The organism is Methylobacterium sp. C33D (genome assembly GCF_053345825.1).
Window position 1 is genome coordinate 139,949 of record NZ_JBKFAV010000012.1, and the last position, 23,909, is coordinate 163,857.

Below are 23,909 nucleotides of genomic sequence, written 5' to 3' on the forward strand. Positions count from 1 at the left end.
TCGATAGCCGGCTCCGTCAGGTTCGGCGGGCCTAGCCGCGGTCGCCGCTGCAGAAGTCGACTCGGCGGGTTGTCGCGGACACTCCCAGCCCGGGGAAGGAGGGGCCGAGCGCCCCACCGGGTTCCGGGCCCGGCGCCCTCCATGGCAAATCTGTCGGGGGCGACGACTGAGCGGGCGCGATTTCGCGGTCCCGGCGTGGGGACGGCTTTCCAAAGGACGCCCTCGCCGACCCTCACCATGCGACGGGCCTGCACGCCTCAGGTGCCGGCAGGATTGCCGTCCTGTCCCGGCTCACTCTTCTCGGCCTTCGGCGGCTTCTCCTTGGCATGAAGCCGCAACCACTCGAACTCGTCGATGCCGACTTCGTGCAGTCTCGATGCCACCGCTCCGGCCGTTCGCTGCGCGGTCAGATCGCGTAGATCGCCCAGCCACAGGTAACGAGTTGCAGGCTTATCGCATGCGACGAAATGGAACGAGTTGCCCACTGCTTCGGCCATAACGCGCTGGTCGATTTTCGCCTCGAATTCGACCATGACCGTATCATGGGGTTTCATCTCGATGATAACGTAGATCGGCTCCTCGCCATCCGCGGTGCCCGGCTCGCTCGCAACGAGATTGAAAGCTTGCGGCGTCGCAAGTCGGCCCATCTGAAAGGGAAATCTTCGTGTCTTCTCAATGCGGACGGCGTCGCACCGTGGCTGCGTACATAGCAGGTAATGATCACGTATCGGATTATTCTGAGCGTCGAGTTTCACGATGACGCTCCCCAGCGAAAGCGTCGGCCTCCAGTCGTCCCTCGGAGCCCGCCGACCGTATGGCTCGTTCTTGAATTGGGACAGGCGAGCGAACCCGTGGTGGGCGCGTAGATAGTGTTCGGTATTTTCATGGAATAAAAGACCGACGGTGCGAATGCCGATTTTCTTTTGACCCAGCCCGCCTTTGGGTTGAGGTTGGCCCGGTGCCACGGCGTGCTTTTGCAAATTTTCCGTGCTCGTGATTGCCTTCTCGCCGTCCCTAGCGAAGGTTTTCACTATCTCAGCTGGAATTTCCACCGCATCGGTGCGAATGTTACCGTCGGTGCCCGCCTTGCGGGCGATCCATTCCTCCAGGGGGCCGGCAGCAAGGACGCGGGTTGCCTCGCCTGCGCGCGTGACGACACCCTTGAATTCCCCGGCGAGCAGCTCAAGGGCGAAGTCGGTTGCGTCGTCGGGCGTCTTGAGCGCGCATCGGTGAGCCAGAAACGCTCCGTCGAGTTCGGACGAGAACACCGCAAGGACGTGATGCGTCGCCCGTCGAATGCCCGCGACCGCGGTCACGGCGAATGTACTCAGGATACCGTTCGACAGCCTCGCGAACTCATCGATGATCCGTTCGGGAAGGGCATCCACCGCAACGGTCTCGGTGGCAAGTGGCGTGCCTGCCTTATTGAGGACGACGATCCGCGTATCCGGTCCCGTCAGGACGCCCCCTCCGCGGTCAACAAGGCCGGCTTCCGCCATATGCTCTAGAATTTCTTTTGAAATTCCGCCGACCCCTGCCATGGAGGTATAGACTACGATGAGGCGCAGTCTGCCGTGATCTTCCTTGTCACCTTTGAGTATTCCTGCGATGATGTCCTTTGCAGGCGTGGGGTCGCTGCCCATCAGGAGCCAATCGACGATGACGGCATCCGAGCGGCGCGCGGCGTTTATGGCTTCCTGGACGAGGTCGTCACGCTTCTCCGGCCTGTGCATGCCGCAGATGAGTGACCGCCTGAGAAATGCGTCCATGATCGTCTTGACGTTCAAGGTGCTGGCATTCGGCTCTGGCTCGGCTGATTTCCCCGTTTCCGGCATCCGCCCGGCGCCTGCCTCTTGAGCCGTCCCTTCCGCAGTTGCGGGAACCGCGTCCGGATCGGCGTCGGCGCTTCCGGCCCCTGTGGCGGACGCTCTCGAAAACGGCCTGGGCCGTTGGTTCCCGAGCCTGGGCGCCACGGTTTCCCGAGGCGGATCTTCCATCGCCAACTCGTTGTCGATCACGAGAACGGTCTGCAGGAACTTTGCTGCGCCGTCGCGCACCAATTGGTCGAGGCTCATGCCCGCGGTCACCCGTCGTTCTCCGTCTCGTCGACTGCTTCAATGGAAGCGACCATGAATCGGGGCTCGCGGGAGGCCCCGACATCCAGGAGTGTCAATTCGAGGCCGGATCGACGCAAGGCCTGACGCGACACATAAAGGCCCATCCCGCGCCCCCCCGGACGTGTCGTCTCGCCGTACTCGAAGATGCGCTCCGCGTTCCTGGCCTCGATGCCCGGTCCGCTGTTGGCGATGGTCAGACCCCCGCCCTCCACGCCGAAGGTGATGACCCTATTCCCGTGGGGCGCCGAGCAGACCCAGTGGATGGCGTTGTCCATCAGGTTCACGAAAGCCGCGAGGATTGCCGAGGGCTGCCCGTCGAGCTTGCCGCCGTCGAAACCGGGAGAGACGACGACGCGGACCCCGTGCCGTTCCATCCGGTCGCCGAAGACCTCATCGAGGTAGGTACGGATCTCGCGACCGGAGACGGCCACCCCTGTCCTGGTCAATCGCTTGCTCAGGGGTGCGAACAGGTCGAGGTAGGCATCGATATGCTCGAACCCGGACCGGAGATCCCTATCGAGGGCCTGGAGTTCGGGATTGGACTTCGCCCACCAGTTCAGTTGCTCGATGGCCCGCCGGACGCGGACGACGGCGCTCGCGAACTCGTGCTGGACGATGCCGACCGCGGTCCCGAGTTGTGCGAGTTCGACGTATTGGTCCAGCTGCTCCCTGTACGCCTCGGACCGGGTCTCGATGGCATCCGTCGTTTCGTCGAGCGTCCCGCCGCCGCGCACCGCATCCATGAGGCTGCCGAGCTGGCCGGCGAGGGATTCCAGCATCGCCCGAGTGTCGCGTGACGATGCCTCGATGTCGCTCTCGAACGACGTGCGCATGTCTTCGAACGCCTGTTCGTCGAGACCGCCGGTGCTGATCCCCGAGAGCGTGATGCGCGTGCCCTCGACCTTCGATGAAAGACCGGAGATCGCGTTCCTGACGCTGGACGTGACCTGGGCACGGAGCTCTTCGAGACGCTTGTCGACCGCCCCCCGCACGCGCTCGGCCTGCGCCACGACCCGTTGACCCTTGTCGTCTATCGCCTCCGCGAGCCGGCGGCGACGGTCGACGTTCAGTCCCTTCGACTTGATCGCTCGCTCGATCATCCCGGCGGTCTCGGCATCCAAGGGCTCGACGACCTCGGCGCGGATGCGGGCGACGTTGCGCAAGTAGGCGTCCCAGTCGGCCGCTCTGGCTTTCGACAATCCGGCGCCCAACGGCTTCGTGAGTACGAGTTGGGATGAAAGGGCATCCTTGGCGCGCCGCAGGTCGGCCTCGATCCTGAGGATGGCGGCCCCCCCGGCTTCCGGGTCGGACGTGAGGGCGTCGAGACGCGCGGCCACGTCGGCGCGAATGCGGTCGGCCTCCTTCGTGAAGGCCCCGGCTTCGAGCCGTTCGAAGAACCCGTCGAGCCGCTTTGCGAACCTAGCCGACTTGACTTTGGCCGAGCGGTCCCGCTTGGCCAGGAGCAATGCCTCGCGGTTCAGCCGCAGCTTCGTCTCGTTCCATTCCCCGTGCTTCGAACTGTCCCGGAAGAAGTCGACGGCCAGCCTCTCGAAAAACCCGGAAAGTATCCCGACGAAGTCATTGTATGCCCCGTCTCGTATGAAGCCCTCGCGACCGGCTTTTTCCTTCAGGTCCTTGTTCTCGGGATAGGTGATCTCCACCGCCCCGAACATCCGGCGATAGGAAAAGAACCAGTCGGCGGCGCTCTTCGTTCGCCTGCGCTCGATCCCCACGAAGTCCTGGTCCGGTCCTCCGTACGGAAGGATGCGGATGCCGTCCCGGTAGACGTAGAGGCCGCCTATGCGGTTGAGCTTTTTCGACATCGCCGCGAATGCCTCGGGCGGCAACAAGGTCTCAGATACCTTTCCCTGGAGGTAACCGAAAGTAATATGGAAGGGGCCGCACCGTGAAGGTTTCCCGGTTGAACCGCGCCAAGCGATCTCATGGTCCTTTGGTTCGGCGCCGTACACGGAAATGCGGCCGCGGAAATGTCCGTGTTCGTCGAAACGACCTTTGATTGAGTGATCAGCGGCGGAAAAGTCAGCCGGTGTGAAGAATTGTTGCGCGCCGATTGGCGTATTGACCGTTCCGTCGGCCAAATGGTCATTGAAGGTTGCGACGATTGCGGGAGACGGCCGGTCCGGCATCATGGTATTGCTGAAGCCGAGCAGATATTTCTCGACCTGGGACAGGTCGTCTTCGTCGGGTTTGTCCAGGTCGAAGGCGAGTGTTTCAGCGGTGGGCTTTATGATGAAGTGCGTACCGTGGCCGCCGGACGCGAGGCTCGGTCCCGCCATGTCCGCGAGGTCGGTGTCGGGTGCGATGTCGAATTCCCTGATCTGTCGCAGTATTCGGTCGATGACTTCCCGGTTGTGCGGGGTGCGCATCGTCTCCACGTTCGCCGCCAACCGTCCGGCCAGTGCGAGGACGGCTGAGGCGTCGGGTAGGTCGCCGCCGGGCAGTCGCATCGTGGGAACGACGACCCGCGACAGGTCGACGTCGGGCAACTCGTTCACGCCCCAATGGATGAGGCTGACGTGCAGCGGTTGGATCACCCCTTCGACGGGTCGGGGACGCGTCATGATGAGGACCTGGGGGCCAATTGACGCGATGGCGAGACGTCCGATGCCCTTCTCGCCCATGATTATGCGGCGTGGCCGCTCACGGTTCCCGTGTGCCGCGTCCGGAGCTCCCGAGTTGGCGTTGGTCTTGACGGCGCTCGCGAGTGTCAGCCAGCCCTTGCGGAGCTGATCCCCGGTCATGCCGTCGCCGTCGTCCCTGATGACCAGGACGCCGGCCTCGCGGTAGTAATCGGCAACGACCTCATCGGCGTAGGCGTCGTGGGCGTTCTTGAAGAGTTCGTGCAGTGCCGTCGGGATGTTGGCAATCTGCTGCCGCCCCAGCATGTCGATGGTCCGCGCCGGCACGGACCAGGTCTCGTCCCAGATTTCGGGCTGGTTCACTCGTCTGCCCCTTGAGCGAGGGCTGCGAGCGCGGAGAGGACCATGCCCGCGGCTTCGTCGTACCCTGTGTGCTCCCAAATTCTTAGCACGCGCCACCCGGCGGCTTCCAACGCTTGGTCCGTATCGCGGTCACGCAGCCGGTTCCGCTCGATCTTCGCTTTCCAGAAGCTTGCGTTGGTCCGCGGCGGCGTCCCGTGAACAGGGCATCCGTGCCAAAAACAGCCATCCACGAAGACGGCGAGGCGGCGACGCGTGAACGCGATGTCGATGGTCCTGCGTGGCCTGCCCGGAACCGGATACGTGACCCGATAGCGCAGCCCGCCTCCGTGCAGGCGGCTTCGGAGCTCGATTTCCGGCTTGGTGCCGGCTGTCCGCACGCGGCGCATGGCGTCGGACTTGGCCGGCTCGGGCTCGATCCACCCTTCGCCTTTCCTCTTCACGTGCTCGCCAAGGCATCGAGGATGGCGGGCACCATCGCGGCCACCATGGTCACCGGTACGGCATTGCCGATCTGGGTGGTTATTTCCTTGTAGGCTCCGTGGAAGACGTACTTCGGCGGAAACGTCTGGAGCAACGCCGCCTCGCGCAGGGTTATGGCCCGATCCTGTTCCGGATGAGCAAAACGCCCCCGGGTCACGTCGGTGCACCCCGTGGTCAGGGTCGGCGCGACGTCATCCCAAGCCATGCGTCCATAGACATCCGGATAGCCGTGGGTGTTCTCGTGGCACTTCAGCCTGAGCTCCGGGGGCAGCGACGACCTGCTTCCTCCATCGGCGGGTATCGACCGCAACCGACGGAGCGCGATGGGGGCGTGGCGGCGCGCCGCATGGAGGGGGTCGTCGGGATCCGTTTCGCCGCTTTCGAGACGTTTGAGGGCTCGTATGGCCTGCGCCACGGTCGTCCGGGGAGCCGACCACTCGGCAGTCTCGAACCGGGCGACCCTTTCGGCGGAGCGCGCGGCGAACATGACGCAGCGGATGCGGCGTTGGGGAACGCCTAGATCCGCCGCGTTGACCCTTCGGGGTCTTCCGACGACATACCCGACCGCGGCCATCGCACGGGACAGTTCCGTATAGACGCCGGATGAGCCCGCCAGGCCCGGGACGTTCTCGAAAAGGATGCCCGTCGGATTGAGCGCCTGCGCGTAACGAGCGGCCTGCAGGATCAGGGAAGCCCTCGGATCGGCGGCCTTGCGGCGGTTCTGGTTGCTGAAGGGCTGGCAGGGCGCACAGACGACCAGCAGGTCCAGGTCGGCCGCCGCGGGAACGGCTTCCAGGATCTCGAACGGATCGAGTTCAGTGATGTCCCGCTCGAAAAGCCTGACGCCCGGATGGTTGGCCTTGTACGTGCGGCAGGCCGTCGCGTCGTTGTCGACGGCCGCCACGACGTCGAAGGTGCGGGACAATCCGGTCGTGACGGCGCCGGACCCGCAGAAGAGGTCGACCGCGCGGAGCCGGCGCTTCGTGGAGTTCCGCATCAGGCTACCTCCGGACAGGGCCCGGATTCGCTGCTCTCCCGGGGTAGGAGAGTACCACCGTGCCGAGCTTGGCAGAAGGCTGCGGGGCTCTGCCGGCTCGGAACGCCTCGCGGTTCTCCTTCGCTGATCTCGCCGGCTCTGTTGGCATGGTGCGGTGTCCCGGTTCCTTCAGGTTGGCTTGTCCCAGCTGCCGGACCGGCGGTGCAAGGGGCTTGGCTATGGCGTCTTGCGCCGGGCAAGTTTCGCCTGTGGATCCCGGCGGTCGCGCCTGCGGTGACCGCTTCTTCATGCGCCGTCCGGATAGTGCTCCCGACAAATTCGGGGCTGACGTCATGGTGGACAGGGCGGAGATCTTCAGGGTCGCGGACCAGATGCGCGGCCTTCGGGGCGAGCAGGCGGTCCGGGTCTCCGTCCGACGGGTGCGCGAGAAGCTGAAGCGCAGGGGCTCCTTCGGCGACGTCGGCAAGGTGCTGAAGGACTGGAGGGACACCCGCAACTACCAGCCGGTGATCGAGCTGATGCAGTTGCCGGACGCCCTGCAGAAGCGCCTGGGCGACTTCGGGAAGGCGCTGCTCGACGAGGTGCAGGCATCCGAGAGCCGGGTCCGCGATGCCGAGCGGGCGAACTTCGAGGTCGAGCGGGCGAGCTACCGGGAGCTGCTGGACGAGGCCGGCATGACGGTCGACGTTCTGGAGGCGCGCGTCGCGGCGCTGACCGCCGAGGTCGAGCGGCTGCGCAAGGGGGGCGCCGTCGAGGCGGCGGGTCGTTCCCCCGAAGAGGCAGCCGAGGAGCGGCGCCGGACCGACATCTGGGAGAAGGGCGCCGCGCTGCGGGCGCTGATGGCGCGCAGCAGGGACGAGAAGGTCGTCCCGGGGGCCCAGGAGGCGTTCTGGCGGGATGTCGAGCGCGAGGTGCTGGCACTGGTGCGCAAACGCGGCCCGATGCCGGCGGGCGACCTGCTGCGGGGCCTGTCCGAGGCGCTGCTGAACCGCGGCAAGGACGTCGAGATGCCGCTCTCCGTCGGCTGGCTCCGCTTCAGGCTCCGGACCCTGACCGGCGACGGCGGCTCCCTTGTCGAGCGCGACGGCCTGTTCGAGCCGTGCGAGGCGCCCGGGAGCGCCGCACCGGGCGATCCGGCATCCTGGATGGTGGACGACGAGCCGCCGACCTCGGACGGGGACGCGGTGATGAGGGCGGTGCGCGACGTGCTGGTGCTGTACGGGCCGATGAAGCCGCGGGACATCGTCACGAAGCTGCCGGCCGAGACGGTCGTGTTGGCCAACGCCTTCTGGAAGGATGGCCTCGACAGGTTCTGGAAGAAGATGGCCGACCGCGTCGGACCGAAGGCGTACTTCCATCGGTGCGGCGGCGGGCTCTACGCCGCGGGTCCCGGGGAGCGGGAGGTCGCGGCGTAGCGACTCCGAGGGTAACGCGTAGCGGGTGCCGGCACGCGGTACGCGTCACGGACCGGAGCGCCGGGTGCCTCAGGCCGCGAGCCGCCCGGCGCCCGCCTCGAACAGGCAACCGGCCATCAGTTCGATGCGCCCGCGCCCAGCCAGCCGGTCGAGCCATTCGTCCGGGATGGCCGAGGCGCCGTACAGGGCGCCGGCGATCTGCCCCGCGACCGCGGCGGTGGTGTCGGCGTCCTCGCCGAGGTTGGCCGCGAGCAGCACGGCGTCCCTGAAGGTCGAGGTGCGCGACACCGCCCAGACAGCCGCGTGCAGGGAGGCCACCACGTAGCCGGTGCCGCGCACCTCGCGGCGGGCCTGGCCGGGCCGGAAGCCGCGGACGCGGCCAGCGGCTGCCGAGGCGACGAGAGCCGGCAGGGTGGTGCCGTGGATGGCCGACGCCAGGAGGTCGGCGAGGATCTCGCAGCCCTCGACGGCCTCGGGCGCGGCGTGGGTGGTGCGGGACTGATCGCGGGCGACCCGCAGCAGGGTCTCCCGGTCGCGCCAGTGCCGCACCGCGACGGGGGCGAGGCGCATGATCGAGCCGTTGCCGGCGGTGTCCGGGTCCGTCGAGCCGGCGAAGGCATTCCTGGTCCGCTCGAACCGGCGCAGCGCGGCGGCGGTGGTGGCCCCGATGTCGAAGCAGCGTCCGGTGCAGGAGAAGATGCCGTCCCTGTACCAGGCGACGAACCGGCGCATCAGGTGCCTCGGGTCGAGGTCGGGCGCGGCGAGGAGGCTGTCGGCGAGCGCCAGGGCCATCGCGGTGTCGTCCGTCCACTGCCCGGCCTGCAGCCCGAACGGCCCGCCCCCGACCATGTCGGAGAGCACCGCCCGGGCGGGCTTGGCGGAGAACTCGATGGTGGTGCCGACGGCGTCGCCCACCGCCAGGCCGAGCATCGCGCCGACGGCGCGGTCCCGGGCTCCGGCCACGTCGGGCCGCGGGAGGTCACGAGGCCGCCCCCGGCGCACCCACGCCTCCTGGGCGCGGGTCTCGACGGCATGCGGATCGCGCGCGCGGCGGACCGCGGCGATGGCCGCCTCGGGGTCGGCGCCCATCTCGACGAGCAGGCGGGCGGCGACCATGCCGGCGCGCCCGAGGCCGCCCCGGCAGTGGACCAGCACGCGGTTGCCCGCGGCGACCAGGGCGCGCAGCCGGGCCGAATGCCCGGGCCAGCCGGCCTCGAAGGCGGCGTCCGGCACGTCGACGTCGCGGATGGGGAGGTGGTGCCACTCCATGAAGCGCGCCCGAACCTCCTCGCCGATGGCGGGGATGCGGTAGCGGTCGAGCTCGTCCGCCTGCATCAGGGTGACCACCGCGGCGGCGCCCCAGGCGGCGACCGCGTCGAGGTCGGCAGCGAGGTCGCGCTCGTGGAGGCCCGTCAGCCCCGACGCCTGCTTCTTGCCCGGAGCGAAGGTGATGCCGATCATGCCGCCCATGGTCCCGGCGGGCAGTTCGGCGATGCGGAGGTCGTTGGTCATGATGCGTTCCCGTGTGGCTGGTGACGGGGTCACGGTAGGCCCGGCGGGGCGCCCGGACGGGTCGCGTCGGAATTTTCCGGTTTCGGTGTCGAGGGCGTGATGGGTGCGTTCGTCGGGTTCTACTGGACCTTCCCGGTGCGCTGGGCCGGCTTCCTCGACCTACCGGACGATGCGGCGCGGGCCGCCGAGGCGAGCCGGACGGTCGCCTACCAGCGCGCCCTGGCCCGACGGTTCGTAGAGTGGGAGAACGGCAGCCTCGTCCACGAGGTCGTGGCGATGGAGGTTAGCCCCGACCGGGGCACGTCGGCCATCGAGGGCGACGTCGCCCGGGCGGGGCGACTGTGCCGGGAGGCGGACGCGACGCTCCTGCATGTGGACTTCCACAGGAACGGCGGCTGGCGGCCGCACCCGTTCCTCGGCGAGGCGCTCTGGGCCCTGAGGGGCGCCGGGGTGCCGGTGCTGGGCCTGCCCGCGGACGCGATCATGCTCGACGGGCGGCCCTTCGACCCGGCGGAGCACTTCTCGCTTTGGCGGGTCCGCGACGCCGAGGAGCGGGACCGCAGGCGGCGGGAGGTGCCGGCGGCGCTCGCGGCGGCGCTGGCCGAGGTGCCCGAGGGCCGCGGGCGCTGGAAGGCGGTGGCGGGCCTCCTGAACGAGCGGGAGGTGCCGACCTTCGGGGGCGGGGCGACCTGGACGCCCGACAACGTCCGCAAGGCGGCCAAGGATGTCGAAGAGGCCGCCGCGGGTATGCCTCCGGGCCCGTGAGGACGGATCGAGTGACTCCGAGGGTAATAGGTAACGGGTACCGGCATCCGCTACCTGTTTTTAGGGGTCCGGCCCGGCATCCGCGAAGCGTCGGTCAGCCGGCGGTGTTCTCGGCGAGGCGGACCCGGATCTGGTCGAACGTGACCGGCCGGAAACCGAAGCAGTCGACGCCGACGTCGGTGCTGGCGGCGGTGCCCGGCAGCGTGCCGTGGGAGTGCCCATAGAGGTGGATGTCGCCGCGGTGCATGCGCGGCCAAACCCTGCAGGCGTAGTGGAACATGAAGATGCCGACCGGCACCCCCGTCACCGGATCGGGCACCACGGTCCGGGCGACGTCGAGGACGGGCCCATCCCATGGCATGCGGGCGCCGACCTTGTCGTGGTTGCCGCGCACCAGGAGCTTCCGCCCGTTGAGGCGGCGGAAGATCGCGCGGGCGCGTTCCTCCGGGCAGCGGTAGCAGAAGTCGCCGAGATGCCAGACGGTGTCCTCCGGCCGAACGACGGCGTTCCAGTTCGCGACCAGCGCCGCGTCATGCTCCTCGATGGAGACGAAGGGCCTGGGGTTCTGCATCCTCGGCGAGAGGATGCCGACATGCCCAAAATGTGTATCAGCGACAAAGAGTTGGCGTGACATGTGAGCCTCGCTGGATGCGGAGGCTCGGCAAGTGGCGGCACTCCGGGGGTCAGACGGTCGGGTGTTTGCCGCCGGTTTTCATGGAGGTGTCTCCTAAGGGCCGTTGACCGTGTCGCGGCCTTCATGTCCGCGCAAGCCCGGGGCGGGGGATCCACAGGGGCGCGCCGCCGGAACTTCGCCTCGGCTGCAACGACGAAGGGCCGCCATCGATTGGCGGCCCTTCATCACTCTAGGCTACTCCGAAGCGGAACTTTAGGGTCCGAATGCGGATCTTTGGTTCGGCTATCATCAGCTGTGCGCCAGCACGGCGAGCAGCAGCAGGGCGATGATGTTGGTGATCTTGATCGCCGGATTCACCGCCGGGCCGGCGGTGTCCTTGTAGGGGTCGCCCACCGTGTCGCCGGTCACCGCGGCCTTGTGGGCGTCCGAGCCCTTGCCGCCGTGGTGGCCGTCCTCGATGTACTTCTTGGCGTTGTCCCAGGCGCCGCCGCCCGAGGTCATCGAGATCGCCACGTAGAGCCCGGTGAGGATCACGCCGAGCAGGCTCGCGCCTACGGTGGCGAAGGCCTGGCTCTTCCCGGCGATGAACTGGATCACGAAGAACAGCACCACCGGCGAGAGGACCGGCAGCAGCGACGGGATGATCATCTCCTTGATCGCCGCGCGGGTCAGCATGTCCACCGCACGCCCGTAATCCGGCCGGTCGGTGCCCTGCATGATCCCGGGCTTGGCCCGGAACTGGCGCCGGACCTCCTCGACCACCGCGCCCGCCGCGCGCCCGACCGCCGTCATGGCGATGCCGGCGAACAGGAACGGGATCAGGCCGCCGAGCAGCAGCCCGACCACGACGTACGGGTTGGAGAGCGAGAAATCGACGCTGACGCCCTGGAAGAAGCGGTACTGCGTCGGGCTCGCATGGGCGATGAAGTAGTTCAGGTCCGACGTGTAGGCGGCGAACAGCACCAGCGCCCCGAGCCCGGCCGAGCCGATCGCGTAGCCCTTGGTCACCGCCTTGGTGGTGTTGCCGACCGCGTCGAGGGCGTCGGTCGACTTGCGCACCTCGGAGGGCAGGCCCGCCATCTCGGCGATGCCGCCGGCATTGTCGGTGACGGGCCCGAAGGCGTCCAGCGCCACGATGAAGCCGGCGAGCGCCAGCATGGCGGTGACCGCGATGGCGATGCCGAACAGGCCGGCGAGCGCGTAGGTGCTGATGATGCCCGCCACGATCACGATGGCCGGCAGCGCGGTCGATTCGAGCGAGATCGCCAGCCCCTGGATCACGTTGGTGCCGTGACCGGTCACCGACGCATCGGCGATCGACTTCACCGGGCGGAAGTTGGTGCCCGTATAGTACTCGGTGATCACCACGATCAGCGCCGTGATGGCGAGCCCGATCACCGCGCAGCCGAACAGCGCGGCCGACGTGAAGGTCAGGCCGGTGGAGGTGGTGAAGCTCGTCGAGAAGCCGCCGAGCAGGGTCATGTTGACCGCCGCGATCGCCGCGATGGACAGCACGCCCGCGGCGATCAGCCCCTTGTAGAGGGCGCCCATGATCGACTGGTTCGCGCCGAGCCGCACCGCGTAGGTGCCGGCGATGGAGGTGAGGATGCAGGCCGACCCGATGGCGAGCGGGTACAGCATCATCGGCTCGAGGACGTCGCGGTTGCTGCCGCCGGCGCCGGAGAAGAAGATCGCGGCCAGCACCATCGTGGCGACGACCGTGACCGCGTAGGTCTCGAACAGGTCGGCCGCCATGCCGGCGCAGTCGCCGACATTGTCGCCGACGTTGTCGGCGATGGTGGCGGGGTTGCGCGGATCATCCTCCGGGATGCCGGCCTCGACCTTGCCGACAAGGTCGCCGCCGACGTCGGCGCCCTTGGTGAAGATGCCGCCGCCGAGGCGGGCGAAGATCGAGATCAGCGAGGCGCCGAAGCCCAGCGCCACGAGGGCGTCGATCACCTCGCGGCTCGACGGCTCCAGATGGGCCGCGCGGGTGAGGAACAGGTAGTAGAAGGCGACGCCCAGTAGCGCGAGACCCGCCACCAGCATGCCGGTCACCGCCCCCGACTTGAAGGCGACGTCGAGGCCGCCGCCCAGCGAGGTCGAGGCGGCCTGGGCCGTGCGGACATTGGCGCGCACCGAGACGTTCATGCCGATGAAGCCGGCCGCGCCCGACAGCACGGCCCCGATCAGGAAGCCGACCGCGACCTTGATCCCGAGGAAGACCGCGAGGAGGACGAACAGGACGACGCCGACGAGGCCGATCGTCGTGTACTGCCGCCGGAGATAGGCCTGCGCGCCCTCGGCGATGGCGGCGGCGATCTCCTGCATGCGCTGCGTGCCGGCGTCGCGCCGCATCACGTCGAGAATCGTGACGATGCCGTAGGCGACGGCGCAGAGCCCGCCCGCGATGATCAGGACCAAGGGAATCATTCGACCGTCCTTGTTATTATCGTGCCTGGCGTGGGCTTGTGATTGTCGAGCTTGACCGCCGGACGACGGCCATGGGACGCGGTGCTCGGTTTCGGGGCTTTCCTTCCCAGAACAATGCCTTGATTGCCAAACTTCGCCGGGGAGCGCAAACGCCGCGTGGGCGGGCGGCGGCCGGGATCGCGTCTCCCGGCCGGGCGCGAATGGCGGTCCGCGGCCCGCAATACTGCATTATGGTGCAGATTTTCCTCCTCCGGCCGCTGCCCGCAGGGTCGCGGGCCCGGCACGACCGCTCGGAGCCGTCGCCGATCGGGTCGCGACGGCGGCGATCGCCGAGCCCACGCCGCACGGGGCGCTCGTCCCCTCTCCCGAGCGGGAGAGAGGGCGTGGCGCGGCGCGCGCGCGAGGGTGCCCGTCGGATCGACCGGCGCACCGCGATCGGGCGCGGCCGTCGCGACCGTTAACCCCGCCTTAACCGACGGATATTCTATTTTTGGTTGTAGTCTGACGGAGGCTCGCCATGGGCAGCGACCAGGCCGCCAAGCTGGCGGCGACGATCGAGGTGTTGAGCGGCGCGGTCGGGTTCCTGCTCGCCGAGCGGGTCGCGGCGCAGCCGGTCACGATCCAGGACGATCTGCTCCGCGTGCTGCAGCGCGCCCTGTCCCGGGCGCCCGGCGCGTGCGGGGACCCGGTCGGCCGCTGGATCCCGGTGGTCGCCGCCGGGATGATCGGCGAGGTCCGGCGCCAGATCGGCCACCCGGCCGGGGACACCGCCGGCCCGATGACCGCGGGACCGGACGCGATCCGGGTGTCAGAAGTGGCTGAAGGCCCCGGCCGCGAACACGCGCTCGGCGCCATCGCGCATTTCGAAGCGCGGCGGGCCGTCGCCTGAGGTGACGGTGCCGATGGCGGCGACGGCGATCCCGGCCGCCGCGGCCTCGGCCCGGAGATCCGCCAGGCGCTCCGGCGCGACCGTGCAGAGGATCTCGTAATCGTCGCCGCCGGTCAGGACCGCCTCGATCAGGGCGGGCTCCGCCGCGCAGGCGCACCGGGCGGCCTCCGAGAGCGGCACGTCGGCCGTCGCCACCCGGGCGGTGCGGCCCGCGCCCAGCATCTTGGCGAGATCGCCCGCGAGGCCGTCCGAGACGTCCATGGCCGCCGAGGCGTGGCGGCGGAGGGCCGGCGCGGCGGCGAGCCGCGGGCGCGGGTGCAGGTAGCGGTCGGCGAGCTCGGCCCGCAGCGCCGGGTCGAGGCCGGCGGCCCAGGGGGCGCCGGGCTCCAGGCGCGTCCGCAGGCCGAGGGCGCCGTCGCCGATCGTGCCGGTGACGCAGATCCGGTCGCCGACCCGCGCGGTGGTGCGCCGCACGATGCCGCCGGTCGGCACCTCGCCGAGCAGGGTGACGGAGATCAGCGCCGGCCCGCCGGAGCGCACGGTGTCGCCGCCCAGCAGCGGGCAGCCGGCCGCCGCGGCCGCCGCGCCGAGCCCCTGCGCGAATCCGGCGAGCCAGGCCTCCGTCCAGTCGTCGGGAAGCGCCAGGGTCAGCAGGAAGCCGCGCGGGACCGCGCCCTTGGCGGCGATGTCGGAGAGGTTCACGCCGAGGGCCTTGCGGGCGATCGAGGCCGGCGGATCCTCCGCGAAGTAGTGGATTCCCGCCACCACGGCGTCGGCGGTGAGGACGAGGTCGTGGCCCGGCGCGGGCGTCAGCGTGGCGGCGTCGTCCCGGAGCCCGTCGGCGCCCGGCCCCGCGAGCGGGGCGAAGTAGCGGGCGATCAGCCCCTCCTCGGAGGCGCGGGCCCGTCCGGTCAAGGCTCAGGCCTTCCCGGCCGACGGTTTCGCGGCCGCGGGCTTGCTGGCGGGCTTGCCGGGGAGCGGCTTGGACGAGCCCGGCTTGCCGGAGGCCTTCGGGGCCCCGACCTCGCCCGGCCGGACCTCCCGGGCGACCCGGTCGAGGACGGCGTTGACGAGGCCCGGCTCGTCGGCGGTGTAGAAGCTGTGGGCGACGTCGACGTATTCCGAGATCGCCGCGGCCGCCGGCACGTCGCGGCGGAACATCAACTCGTAGGCGCCCGCCCGCAGGATCGCCCGGAGCACGATCTCGATGCGCCGCAGCGGCCAGCCCTGGGCGAGGGCCTGGTCGAGCTTCGGGTCGATGGCCCGCTGCTCCTCGACCGTGCCGCGCAGGAGGTCGCGGAAGAAGGCGGTCTCGGCCGGGGGATGGGCGATCCCGTCGACCTCCTGGCCGATCCAGAAGGCCTCGAACTCGGCGAGGGCGTCGAGCACGCCCTTGCCGGAGACGTCCATCTCGTAGAGCGCCTGCACCACCGCGAGGCGGGCGCCGCTGCGCAGGCTGATCTTGGCGGGCGCGCCGGTTTCCGGCTGGGTGTCGGGGGTCCCGGTCATGGGGGTATCCGTCATCGGGTGCGCGCGGACTCGGCCGCCCGCTTTAGGGCGAGCACGCCGAGCGCCGCCTCGGCGGCACCGCCGCCCTTGTTCATCTCGGCGACCCGCGCGCGGGCGAGCGCCTGCGCCTCGGTCTCGACCGTGAGGATGCCGTTGCCGAGCGGGACGCGGCGCTGCACCGACAGGTCCATGAGCGCCCGCGCGCTCTCGCCGGCGACGATGTCGTAGTGGCCGGTCTCGCCGCGGATCACGCAGCCGAGCGCCACCACGGCGTCGTAGGCACCCGCGTCGAGCAGGATCGCCACGGCGGCGGGGATCTCCAGGGCCCCCGGCACGGTGACCACGGTGGCCTGCGCGTCGGCGGCCGCGATCGCCGCCAGGGCGCCGGCCAGGAGTTCGTCGGCGATCGCGTCGTAGTAGCGCGCCTCGACCACGAGGATCCGGGCGCCGGCGAGCGCCGGGTCGGTGGGCTTGGGCGCCGAATCGGCGCGGGTATGGGCGACCATGGCTCTCGTCCGGCCGGGTTTTCGGGAACGGGCGGGCGGCACGTCGGGCACCCGCACGGGGGAGGACGGTTAGACCGAAGCGGCCCGCGCCACAAGCCGCGCGGGATCGCCCCCGGCCCGCACCGCGGCCGCGGCGGCGCGCCCTACCCCACCAGCGACGGCAGCGGCGGGGCCGCGGGGCCGCCCTCCGGCAGCGCCGTGCGGGCGACGTTCATCGTCATGGCCAGCAGCGCGTAGTAGCCGTTGATGCCGGTGAGATCGATCGCGCCCTGCTCGCCGAAGCGCGCGACCAGGGCCGCGTAGGTCGCGTCGCTCACCGCGCGGTTGCGCATCAGCTCGGTCGAGAACGCGTAGGCGAGCGCCTCGTCGGCGCTCATCGAGTCGGGGCGGCGCCCCTCGGCCAGCGCCCGCGCGGTCTCGGGGGCGACCCCGGCCTCGAGGGCGATCGGATGGTGGATCGCCCACTCGACCGGCTGGCTCCATTCCCGGGCGACCACCAGGATCGCGAACTCGCTGACGCGCAGCGGCAGGACGCTGCCGTAGCGCAGGTACTGGCCCATCCGGCTCGCGCACAGCATCAGCTCGGGGCTGCGCAGGAGCGGCACGAACGGTCCGAAGACCGGGACGCCGCGCTCGGCCCGGAACGCGGCCGCGGCCGCGTCCTGCGCCGGGGACAGGCCGCCGTCCGGAATTTCCGGCATGCGCTCCGCGCTGGTCTGCCCGCTGGCCATGCGTGTCCCCTCCCCCTGCATCCGCCCGGCATCCGCGCCCACGCGCGGCCCGCTCTGGATTTCCGGTGCCCGTGCGCCTAGACCATTGAGGCTCACCGGCACGCACCGCGCCCGACCGGGCGGCGATCCCTGAACGCCAGCGAGGCTTACGGCTTTGGCCCTCCCCGTCAACGAACGCCGGCGCATCATGCTGCTCACGGGCGCGAGCCGGGGCATCGGCCACGCCACCGTCAAGCGCTTCTCGGCCGCGGGCTGGCGGGTGATCACCTGCTCGCGCCACGCCTTCCCGGAGAACTGCCCCTGGGAGATGGGCCCCGAGGACCACCTGCAGGTCGACCTCGCCGACGCGCAGGACACGGTCCGCGCCGTCGAGGAGGTGCGGGGCCGGCTCGCCGCCGAGGGCGGGGTGCTGCACGCGCTGGTCAACAATGCCGGCATCTCGCCGAAGGGGCCGGAGGGCGAGCGCCTCGGCGCGCTGGCCACCGAGTTCGACACGTGGCAGCGGGTCTTCCAGGTCAACCTCTTCGCCACGATCCTGCTGGCCCGGGGCCTGCGCGAGGAACTGGCCCGCGCCAAGGGCTCGGTCGTCAACGTGACGTCGATCGCCGGCTCGCGCGTCCACCCCTTCGCGGGGGCGGCCTACGGCACATCCAAGGCGGCGCTGGCGGGCCTGACCCGCGAGATGGCCGCCGATTTCGGGCCGCTCGGCGTGCGGGTGAACGCGATCTCGCCGGGCGAGATCGACACGTCGATCCTGTCGCCCGGCACCGAGAAGCTCGTCGAGCAGATCCCGCAGCGCCGGCTCGGCACGCCGGACGAGGTCGCCAAGGCGATCTACTTCCTGTGCACCGAGGCCTCCTCCTACGTGAACGGGGCCGAACTCCACATCAACGGCGGCCAGCACGTTTGACCAGATCGGGCGCTTCCTTGGGCGCTGCCGCGCGCCGGCCTCCGGCGCCGGGCCGCGGGCGCGCGCTCGTCCTCGGCGTGCTCGCCTGCGTCGCGCCGGTCGCGGTCGCGCGGGCGGAGCCCGGGATCCGGATCCTCGATCTGCCCTTCAAGGTGCGGGCGCTGCGCGGCTCGCGCAGCGAGGCCGCGGTCTCGGTGGCGACGTCCGGGCTCCTGCCGATCACCGGCGGCACGGCAGGCGCGACGGCTGGCGCGAAGACCGGCGCGCAGGCCGGCGGCCAGCAGCCCGGCGACGAGGAGAGCGCGCCGATCGCCGTGGTCTGGGGCGACGAGGGCGGCGCCGTGCTCGCCCTCGCCGAGGGCAGCGTCACCGTGCGGCCGATCGGCCGGGATGCGGTCGAGGGGCTGACCGCCGCCGAGACGCCGCGCGGGGCCCTGCCGGGCTCGCGCCGGGCCCTCTCCGGCCCCCTGAGCGCCTATCTCACCGGGCGCACCCGCGCCCCCGACGGCGGTGCGGCCGCCGCGGTGCTGACGATCCGCGAGCGCCAGCCGATGGCGGTGAGCACCGATCCGAAGCCCGTCCCCGTGGCGACCGTGACGGTGCCGGCGGGGGGCGAGGCGGTGTTCGCGCCCCTGCGGCCGCGCCTCCTGCGTCTCGGGGGCCGCCCGGCTCTGCTGACGGCGACGCTGTCGGGCGCGGATGCCGGCGGCCTCGCGCTGATCGACCGGCCGGCCGGCGACGCGGGCGCGGCCTGGACCGTCGCGGCCCGCACGCCCGCCCAGCCGGGTCCGCCCCTGAAGATCGCCGGCATCGCGGATTTCTCCGGGTCCGGCGTCCCCCAGGCCGCGACGGTCAGCGCCAGGGGCCGGCTCCAGCTCTGGACGCTGCGTCCCGGCGCGATCGAGCCCGCCGGCGAGGCCGCGGGCTACGCGGCGGGCGACGGCGATTCGGATCTCGCCGTGACCGATCCGGCCGGCGGCAGCCCCGAGCTGGTCCTGCCGGTGGCGGGCCGGCCGGAGATCGCCTTCGTGACGGCCCGGGGCGGCCTGCACGAGCGGGCGCGCGTGCCCCTGCCGGCCCCGGCCGAGACCGGCATCGTCGTCCTCGGCGAGGGCGCGACGGCGCGTCTGCTCGTCGGCCTCGCCGACGGCCGGGTGGCCGTCGTGGCACCCGACGGGGGCAGGCCGTGACCGCCAGCGCGCCGGATCCCGACAGCCGCCTGTTCCCGGCCCGGCCCTTCGTGGGCGCGTCGATCGCGGTGATCCGCGGCGAGCGGGTCCTGCTGGCGGCGCGGGCCAACGAGCCGATGCGCGGCGTCTGGACCCTGCCGGGCGGCCTCGTGGAGGCCGGCGAATCCCTGGCCGAGGCGGCCCTGCGCGAACTGTCCGAGGAGGTCGGCCTGCCCGCCGAGGTGGTCGGCGTGCTCTCGCCCACCGAGATCATCGTCCGGGACGAGGCCGGCCGGGCGCGCCATCACTACGTCGTCCACCCGCACGCCGCCCTGTGGTGCGGCGGCGAGCCCGTGGCCGGGCCCGAGGCCCTGGGCACCCGGTGGGCGACTCTCGCGGAGGTGTCGACCCTTCCGACAACCCCCGGCCTGGTCGACACCCTGCGCGAGGCCTTCGCGCGGGTGGCGGCCCGGGGTGCGGACGGGAGCGCGGATGGACGCGTGAACCGCGCGGGCATGCCGGGCGGGGAGTCGACAGCGTGAGGCGCCCCGCGACCCTCCTGTGCCTGCTGGTGCTCCTGGCCGGTCCGGTCGCCGCGCCGGCCCAGGCGCAGCAGCGCTCCGGCCGGAGCGGAGCCCCCGCCAAGGAAACCGCGAAGGAGGCGCCCAAGGACGCGTCCAAGGAGGCGAACGCCCCCGCGGACGTGCCCGCGCCCTACGACCGCGACCTGCTGCGCATGTCCGAGATCATCGGCGCCCTGGCGTTCCTGCGGAACCTCTGCGCGGCGCCGGACGCGGCCGACTGGCCGGCCCGCATGAAGGCGCTGATCGACTCCGAGGGCGTGACCCCGGCCCGCCGCGACCGGCTGGCGGGCGCCTACAACCGCGGCTATCGCGGCTTCGCGCTGACCTACCGGGTCTGCACGCCAGCGGCCCACGAGGCGGCCGCCCGGTACGTCGCCGAGGGCGACCGGCTGTCGCACGCCCTGGCCGGCCGTTTCGGGGGGTGATGCAGGCGCAACACACGAGGCGGCGATGCCGGCGAAACATCGGATTTGAGCGCCGGCGTTAACCGATCCGAAATTCTCGGCTGGCCGAGCCGCCGGGACCTGCTTATCATCCATTGTGTCCGCCGGGCCCCGTGTCCGGCGCAATGGAAGTATCCGGCCATGCAGCACAGCTCTCACACCGCCCCCATCGAGGTCGATGTCGAGGAGAAACGCGTCGCGCTGAGCTACGTCTCGGAAGCGTTCGCGGAAGGCTGCCTGGATGGACTCGACGGTGACTGCATGGCCCAGGCCGCCCTGTTCGCGGCCTTTCAGGAACTCGTGACGACGTACGGCGAGGAGGCCACGGCCCGCTACGCGGAGGGATTCCCGGAGCGCATCCGCGGGGGCGCCTTCACCACGACGCTCCAGCATTGAGCGGCCTATCGAGCGCGTGAGCGCGGACGGTTGAGGCGTGGGCGGTCAGCGACTACGTCCCGGGTTCGCGGTCCGGCCTGCCGGACCGCCCGCTCTCCGAGGAATCGCCGCCCATGCCCGTCGCCCTGCTGCCGGATCGCGCCCTGGTCACCGTCACCGGACCGGACGCCACGACGCTGCTCCAGGGCGTCCTGACCTGCAACGTCGAGACGCTCCTGCCCGGTGAGGCGCGCCTCGGCGCCCTGCTCACGCCGCAGGGCAAGATCCTGTTCGATTTCCTGGTCTCGCGGATCCCGGACGGCTTCCGGTTCGACGTGCTGGCCGACAGGGCCGCGGACCTCGCCAAGCGCCTGACGCTCTACCGCCTGCGCGCGCAGGCGACGATCGCGGTCGATCCGACCGTCGCGGTCGCGGCGGCCTGGGCCGGCGCCACGCCGCCCGCCGCGGAGGCGCTGGCCGATTCCCGCGCGGCCGATCTCGGCGCCCGCCTCTACGCCGCCGCGGGCGCCGTCTCGGCGGACGCGGCCGAGGCCGATTACCACGCGTTCCGGATCGCCCTCGGCGTGCCCGAGGGCGGGCGCGACTTCGCCTTCGGCGACGCCTTCCCGCACGAGGCGCTGATGGATCAGCTCGGCGGCGTCGACTTCCGCAAGGGCTGCTACGTCGGCCAGGAGGTGGTATCGCGGATGCAGCACCGGGGCACGGCCCGGACCCGCATCCTGGCCGCCACCTACCCGGACGCGGCGCCCGCGCCCGGCACCGAGATCGCGGCCGGCGGCAAGGTGCTCGGCACCGCGGGCAGCGCCGCGGGACGCCGCGGCCTCGCCACGATCCGCCTCGACCGCCTGGGCGACGCGCTGGCCGCCGGCGAGACCCCGCGCGCGGGCGACCGCCCCGTGACGCTCGAGCGTCCCGCCTGCGCGAGCTTCGCGATGCCGGACGCGGCGGCGCGCGCGGCCGAGTAGGGCCGCGCGGGCGCGGCGCGGGGGCCGCGGCTCCTCCCGGAGCGCCGCAGCGGCCGCGCAAGCCGATCCGATCGGTCCCGGTTCCGGCGGTGGCGTTCCGCTCCTGTTCTCGTTACCATCGCGGTATGTCCGTGACCGGCCTCATCGACCATCCCGACGGCTGCCCGCGCTGCTGGTGGGCCGGCCTCGACCCGCTCTACGTCGCGTATCACGACACCGAGTGGGGCGTGCCCGAGCATGACGGCCGGGCCCTCTACGAGAAGCTGATCCTCGACGGCTTCCAGGCCGGCCTGTCGTGGATCACCATCCTGCGCCGCCGGGACGGGTTCCGCGACGCCTTCGCCGAGTTCGATCCCGAGCGGATCGCCCGCTTCACCGAGGCGGACGTCGCGCGGCTGATGGCCGACACCCGCATCATCCGCAACCGCGCCAAGATCCAGGGCACGATCGCGGGCGCCCGGGCGTGGCTGCGGATCGAGGAGCGCGGCCCCGGCTTCGCGCGCTTCCTCTGGGACTTCGTCGACGGCCGGCCGGTCCAGGGCACGGCCCGGACCCGCGCGGAGATCGCCACCGAGACGCCGGTCTCCCGGGCGATCGGCAAGGCCCTGAAGGCGGAAGGGTTCTCCTTCTGCGGGCCGACCATCGTGCACGCCTTCATGCAGGCGGTGGGCATGGTCAACGATCACCTCGTCGGCTGCCACCGGCACGGACCCTGCGCCGCGCTGGGCCGGCCCCGATGAGCGCGCCGCCGCGCGCGTGGCAGCGCATGCTCTCCGGCCGGCGCCTCGACCTCCTCGACCCGGCGCCCGGGGATATCGAGATCGCCGACATCGCCCACGGCCTCGCCCGGGTCGCGCGCTGGAACGGCCAGACCCGCGGGCCGCACGTCTTCTCGGTGGCCCAGCACAGCCTGCTGGTCGAGGCGGTGGGCCGCCACCTCGCCCCCGGCGGCACCGACCGGGACGGGCTCGAGCTGCTCCTGCACGACGCGCCGGAATACGTGGTCGGCGACATCATCTCGCCGCTCAAGGCCGCCATCGGCGACGCCTATCGCGGCGTCGAGCTGCGCCTGCTCGCGGCGGTGCGCCGCCGCTTCGGGCTGACCGCGCCGTCGCCCGCGCTCGCGCGGCTCGTCAAGCGGGCCGACCGGATCGCGGCCCATGTCGAGGCGGTGCGCCTCGCCGGCTTCGCGCCGGAGGAGGCCGCGCGCTATTTCGGCCCCCCGGTCGACCTGCCCGCTCCGGTGCCCGCCCTGGCCGAGCCGTGGCCGACCGCCGAGGCGGAGGCGCGATTCCTCGCGCGCTTCGACGCCCTGTCTCCGCCCTGACGGATCTCCGCCCTCGATCCGTCACGATCGCAGGTCACTGGCGCCCCACCATGCCGACCCTCCACGTCTGTCCGCTCTCGCGCCTGCCCGAGACCGTCGCCGCCACCGGCGCGAGCCACGTGCTCACGCTGATCAATGTCGGCACGCCGCTGGAGCGGCCGGCCGTGATCGACGCCAAGCACCACGCCGTCATCGGGGTCAGCGACATCGCGGCGGCCCGCGACGGACACGTTTTGCCGGCTGATGAACACGTGGCCCAGATCCTCGACTTCGTCCGGGCCTGGCCGCGGGAGAAGCCGCTGGTGATCCACTGCTACGCCGGGATCAGCCGCTCGACGGCCGCCGCCTACATCGCGGCCTGCGCGCTGGCGCCGGAGCGCGACGAGGCGGCGATCGCCGACGCCCTGCGCGCCGCCTCGCCCTCCGCCACGCCCAACCCCCTGTTCGTGGCGATCGCCGACCGGATGCTCGACCGCGACGGCCGCATGGTCGCGGCGATCGCCCGCATCGGCCGCGGCGCCGACGCCTTCGAGGGCACGCCGTTCACCCTCGCCCTGGCATGAATCCCTCCGACGCCAAGTGTGGCGCAAACGCCGCCGCGGCCGTCCAAAACGGTCCGGACCCGTCCGGCGAGCTGGTCCCCAGGGTTGTGGCCACCGGGGATCGCGCCGTACAAACACCCCCAAAGGAAGTATCTGGGATGAGTGCGAGCAGACCCGAGGTGGCCCCCGCCGCCGGCGACCTGCCCTTCGAGAAGGCGCTGGAACAGCTCGAGGAAATCGTCCGCCGGCTCGAGCGCGGGGACGTGCCGCTCGACGAATCGGTGGCGATCTACGAGCGCGGCGAGGTGCTGAAGAAGCATTGCGAGGCGCTGCTGAAGCGGGCCGAGGCGCGGATCCAGCGGATCACGCTGGGCTCCGACGGGCGGCCCGAGGGCGTCGCCCCGCTCGACATGTCCTGAGGCTCGGCGGTCGAACCGATCCCATCCGTTAGAGGTTGATGCCGTGGCGATTACCCCCGAGCAGAGTGCACTTCTCGACCGCGTTCCGTCCCCGTCGGCGCTGCGGCGTCTTCCGGAGTCGGAGCTTCAGGCGGTGGCGGACGCGGTGCGCGCCGAGATGATCGACGCGGTCTCGATCACCGGCGGCCATCTCGGCTCGGGGC

The 23,909-nt window shown here is 71.1% G+C and carries 25 protein-coding genes; 14 read left to right on the forward strand and 11 right to left on the reverse strand.

Annotated features, from left to right (window positions below; all coding sequences use genetic code 11):
• Positions 1-257: 257 nt before the first annotated feature.
• Genes ACLBXO_RS11985 through ACLBXO_RS12000 form a run of 4 tightly spaced genes read right to left on the reverse strand, consistent with a single transcriptional unit; the run spans position 258 to position 6,557 of the window.
• Positions 258-2,087, reverse strand: a complete 1,830-nt coding sequence (locus ACLBXO_RS11985) for a response regulator receiver domain (protein WP_447685504.1) — start codon at positions 2,085-2,087, stop codon at positions 258-260.
• A complete protein-coding gene (locus ACLBXO_RS11990) occupies positions 2,084-5,080 on the reverse strand; it encodes an ATP-binding protein (protein WP_447685505.1) in 2,997 nt (998 codons plus the stop codon). Before ACLBXO_RS11990 ends, ACLBXO_RS11985 begins: the two co-directional genes overlap by 4 nt.
• The gene (locus ACLBXO_RS11995) at positions 5,077-5,520 is read right to left on the reverse strand and encodes a very short patch repair endonuclease (RefSeq protein ID WP_447685506.1); all 444 of its coding nucleotides are present in this window, start codon (positions 5,518-5,520) and stop codon (positions 5,077-5,079) included. The genes ACLBXO_RS11990 and ACLBXO_RS11995 overlap by 4 nt, the downstream gene beginning before the upstream one ends.
• Complete coding sequence (locus ACLBXO_RS12000) at positions 5,517-6,557, reverse strand: DNA cytosine methyltransferase (protein ID WP_447685507.1); 1,041 nt, start codon at positions 6,555-6,557, stop codon at positions 5,517-5,519. Before ACLBXO_RS12000 ends, ACLBXO_RS11995 begins: the two co-directional genes overlap by 4 nt.
• Positions 6,558-6,889: 332 nt before the next feature.
• On the opposite strand from ACLBXO_RS12000, the gene ACLBXO_RS12005 reads away from it, so the two are divergent.
• Positions 6,890-7,972 carry a DNA-binding protein gene (locus ACLBXO_RS12005; RefSeq protein WP_447685508.1) on the forward strand — a complete coding sequence of 361 codons (1,083 nt, stop codon included), beginning with the start codon at positions 6,890-6,892 and terminating at the stop codon, positions 7,970-7,972.
• 69 nt (positions 7,973-8,041) lie between these two features.
• Here the strand turns inward: ACLBXO_RS12005 and ACLBXO_RS12010 are convergent, their stop codons facing one another.
• Positions 8,042-9,484, reverse strand: a complete 1,443-nt coding sequence (locus tag ACLBXO_RS12010; protein ID WP_447685509.1) for an ADP-ribosylglycohydrolase family protein — start codon at positions 9,482-9,484, stop codon at positions 8,042-8,044.
• 99 nt (positions 9,485-9,583) lie between these two features.
• Between ACLBXO_RS12010 and ACLBXO_RS12015 the strand changes: the two genes are divergently transcribed.
• Positions 9,584-10,249, forward strand: coding sequence for a hypothetical protein (locus tag ACLBXO_RS12015; RefSeq protein WP_447685510.1), 666 nt, complete (start codon positions 9,584-9,586; stop codon positions 10,247-10,249).
• Between the two features lie 94 nt (positions 10,250-10,343).
• Here the strand turns inward: ACLBXO_RS12015 and ACLBXO_RS12020 are convergent, their stop codons facing one another.
• Both ACLBXO_RS12020 and ACLBXO_RS12025 read right to left on the reverse strand, forming a co-directional pair.
• The gene (locus tag ACLBXO_RS12020) at positions 10,344-10,883 is read right to left on the reverse strand and encodes a metallophosphoesterase (RefSeq protein ID WP_447685511.1); all 540 of its coding nucleotides are present in this window, start codon (positions 10,881-10,883) and stop codon (positions 10,344-10,346) included.
• Between the two features lie 288 nt (positions 10,884-11,171).
• Positions 11,172-13,316, reverse strand: coding sequence for a sodium-translocating pyrophosphatase (locus ACLBXO_RS12025; protein WP_331312586.1), 2,145 nt, complete (start codon positions 13,314-13,316; stop codon positions 11,172-11,174).
• Between the two features lie 517 nt (positions 13,317-13,833).
• Here ACLBXO_RS12025 and ACLBXO_RS12030 point away from each other — a divergent pair.
• Entirely contained in the window at positions 13,834-14,205 is a 372-nt protein-coding gene (locus ACLBXO_RS12030) for a hypothetical protein (protein WP_447685512.1), read from the forward strand.
• On the opposite strand, the gene thiL is transcribed toward ACLBXO_RS12030, so the two are convergent.
• The 4 genes from thiL to ACLBXO_RS12050 form a co-directional block, all read right to left on the reverse strand.
• Positions 14,125-15,120: a thiamine-phosphate kinase gene (thiL, locus tag ACLBXO_RS12035; protein WP_447685513.1), complete on the reverse strand. Its 996-nt coding sequence runs from the start codon at positions 15,118-15,120 to the stop codon at positions 14,125-14,127. The genes ACLBXO_RS12030 and thiL overlap by 81 nt on opposite strands.
• Before the next feature lie 3 nt (positions 15,121-15,123).
• The gene (nusB, locus tag ACLBXO_RS12040; RefSeq protein WP_447685514.1) at positions 15,124-15,714 is read right to left on the reverse strand and encodes a transcription antitermination factor NusB; all 591 of its coding nucleotides are present in this window, start codon (positions 15,712-15,714) and stop codon (positions 15,124-15,126) included.
• A gap of 11 nt (positions 15,715-15,725) precedes the next feature.
• A complete protein-coding gene (gene ribH, locus ACLBXO_RS12045; protein WP_273560364.1) occupies positions 15,726-16,220 on the reverse strand; it encodes a 6,7-dimethyl-8-ribityllumazine synthase in 495 nt (164 codons plus the stop codon).
• Positions 16,221-16,363: 143 nt separating this feature from the next.
• Entirely contained in the window at positions 16,364-16,951 is a 588-nt protein-coding gene (locus ACLBXO_RS12050; protein ID WP_331312591.1) for a carboxymuconolactone decarboxylase family protein, read from the reverse strand.
• 187 nt (positions 16,952-17,138) lie between these two features.
• On the opposite strand from ACLBXO_RS12050, the gene ACLBXO_RS12055 reads away from it, so the two are divergent.
• The 11 genes from ACLBXO_RS12055 to ACLBXO_RS12105 form a co-directional block, all read left to right on the forward strand.
• Positions 17,139-17,861: an SDR family NAD(P)-dependent oxidoreductase gene (locus ACLBXO_RS12055; protein WP_041372745.1), complete on the forward strand. Its 723-nt coding sequence runs from the start codon at positions 17,139-17,141 to the stop codon at positions 17,859-17,861.
• A gap of 17 nt (positions 17,862-17,878) precedes the next feature.
• Positions 17,879-19,051 (forward strand): hypothetical protein, encoded by a 1,173-nt coding sequence (locus ACLBXO_RS12060; protein ID WP_447685515.1) that lies wholly within the window; start codon positions 17,879-17,881, stop codon positions 19,049-19,051.
• Positions 19,048-19,572, forward strand: coding sequence for an NUDIX hydrolase (locus ACLBXO_RS12065; protein ID WP_331312593.1), 525 nt, complete (start codon positions 19,048-19,050; stop codon positions 19,570-19,572). Before ACLBXO_RS12060 ends, ACLBXO_RS12065 begins: the two co-directional genes overlap by 4 nt.
• Entirely contained in the window at positions 19,569-20,039 is a 471-nt protein-coding gene (locus tag ACLBXO_RS12070; RefSeq protein ID WP_331312594.1) for a TIGR02301 family protein, read from the forward strand. Before ACLBXO_RS12065 ends, ACLBXO_RS12070 begins: the two co-directional genes overlap by 4 nt.
• A 159-nt stretch (positions 20,040-20,198) precedes the next feature.
• The gene (locus ACLBXO_RS12075) at positions 20,199-20,453 is read left to right on the forward strand and encodes a hypothetical protein (protein ID WP_012320917.1); all 255 of its coding nucleotides are present in this window, start codon (positions 20,199-20,201) and stop codon (positions 20,451-20,453) included.
• Positions 20,454-20,566: 113 nt separating this feature from the next.
• Entirely contained in the window at positions 20,567-21,418 is an 852-nt protein-coding gene (gene ygfZ, locus ACLBXO_RS12080; RefSeq protein WP_447685516.1) for a CAF17-like 4Fe-4S cluster assembly/insertion protein YgfZ, read from the forward strand.
• 125 nt (positions 21,419-21,543) lie between these two features.
• Positions 21,544-22,158: a DNA-3-methyladenine glycosylase I gene (locus tag ACLBXO_RS12085; RefSeq protein ID WP_331312595.1), complete on the forward strand. Its 615-nt coding sequence runs from the start codon at positions 21,544-21,546 to the stop codon at positions 22,156-22,158.
• A complete protein-coding gene (locus ACLBXO_RS12090; protein WP_331312596.1) occupies positions 22,155-22,745 on the forward strand; it encodes an HD family hydrolase in 591 nt (196 codons plus the stop codon). Before ACLBXO_RS12085 ends, ACLBXO_RS12090 begins: the two co-directional genes overlap by 4 nt.
• A 50-nt stretch (positions 22,746-22,795) precedes the next feature.
• Positions 22,796-23,308, forward strand: coding sequence for a tyrosine phosphatase family protein (locus ACLBXO_RS12095; protein ID WP_447685517.1), 513 nt, complete (start codon positions 22,796-22,798; stop codon positions 23,306-23,308).
• 137 nt (positions 23,309-23,445) lie between these two features.
• Positions 23,446-23,706, forward strand: coding sequence for an exodeoxyribonuclease VII small subunit (locus ACLBXO_RS12100; RefSeq protein ID WP_012320922.1), 261 nt, complete (start codon positions 23,446-23,448; stop codon positions 23,704-23,706).
• A 43-nt stretch (positions 23,707-23,749) separates the two neighbouring features.
• The coding region (locus tag ACLBXO_RS12105; protein WP_447685520.1) for a 1-deoxy-D-xylulose-5-phosphate synthase N-terminal domain-containing protein at positions 23,750-23,909 on the forward strand (160 nt) is incomplete at its 3' end.

Excerpts from the sequence above, each read along its gene's own strand:
- ACLBXO_RS12000 (WP_447685507.1), bottom strand. The coding sequence starts at position 6,557 with ATGCGGAACTCCACGAAGCGCCGGCTCCGCGCGGTCGACCTCTTCTGC.
- ACLBXO_RS12005 (WP_447685508.1), top strand. The coding sequence starts at position 6,890 with ATGGTGGACAGGGCGGAGATCTTCAGGGTCGCGGACCAGATGCGCGGC.
- ACLBXO_RS12010 (WP_447685509.1), bottom strand. The coding sequence starts at position 9,484 with ATGACCAACGACCTCCGCATCGCCGAACTGCCCGCCGGGACCATGGGC.
- ACLBXO_RS12015 (WP_447685510.1), top strand. The coding sequence starts at position 9,584 with ATGGGTGCGTTCGTCGGGTTCTACTGGACCTTCCCGGTGCGCTGGGCC.
- ACLBXO_RS12020 (WP_447685511.1), bottom strand. The coding sequence starts at position 10,883 with ATGTCACGCCAACTCTTTGTCGCTGATACACATTTTGGGCATGTCGGC.
- ACLBXO_RS12025 (WP_331312586.1), bottom strand. The coding sequence starts at position 13,316 with ATGATTCCCTTGGTCCTGATCATCGCGGGCGGGCTCTGCGCCGTCGCC.
- ACLBXO_RS12030 (WP_447685512.1), top strand. The coding sequence starts at position 13,834 with ATGGGCAGCGACCAGGCCGCCAAGCTGGCGGCGACGATCGAGGTGTTG.
- nusB (WP_447685514.1), bottom strand. The coding sequence starts at position 15,714 with ATGACCGGGACCCCCGACACCCAGCCGGAAACCGGCGCGCCCGCCAAG.
- ribH (WP_273560364.1), bottom strand. The coding sequence starts at position 16,220 with ATGGTCGCCCATACCCGCGCCGATTCGGCGCCCAAGCCCACCGACCCG.
- ACLBXO_RS12050 (WP_331312591.1), bottom strand. The coding sequence starts at position 16,951 with ATGGCCAGCGGGCAGACCAGCGCGGAGCGCATGCCGGAAATTCCGGAC.
- ACLBXO_RS12055 (WP_041372745.1), top strand. The coding sequence starts at position 17,139 with ATGCTGCTCACGGGCGCGAGCCGGGGCATCGGCCACGCCACCGTCAAG.
- ACLBXO_RS12075 (WP_012320917.1), top strand. The coding sequence starts at position 20,199 with ATGCAGCACAGCTCTCACACCGCCCCCATCGAGGTCGATGTCGAGGAG.
- ygfZ (WP_447685516.1), top strand. The coding sequence starts at position 20,567 with ATGCCCGTCGCCCTGCTGCCGGATCGCGCCCTGGTCACCGTCACCGGA.
- ACLBXO_RS12085 (WP_331312595.1), top strand. The coding sequence starts at position 21,544 with ATGTCCGTGACCGGCCTCATCGACCATCCCGACGGCTGCCCGCGCTGC.
- ACLBXO_RS12090 (WP_331312596.1), top strand. The coding sequence starts at position 22,155 with ATGAGCGCGCCGCCGCGCGCGTGGCAGCGCATGCTCTCCGGCCGGCGC.
- ACLBXO_RS12095 (WP_447685517.1), top strand. The coding sequence starts at position 22,796 with ATGCCGACCCTCCACGTCTGTCCGCTCTCGCGCCTGCCCGAGACCGTC.
- ACLBXO_RS12100 (WP_012320922.1), top strand. The coding sequence starts at position 23,446 with ATGAGTGCGAGCAGACCCGAGGTGGCCCCCGCCGCCGGCGACCTGCCC.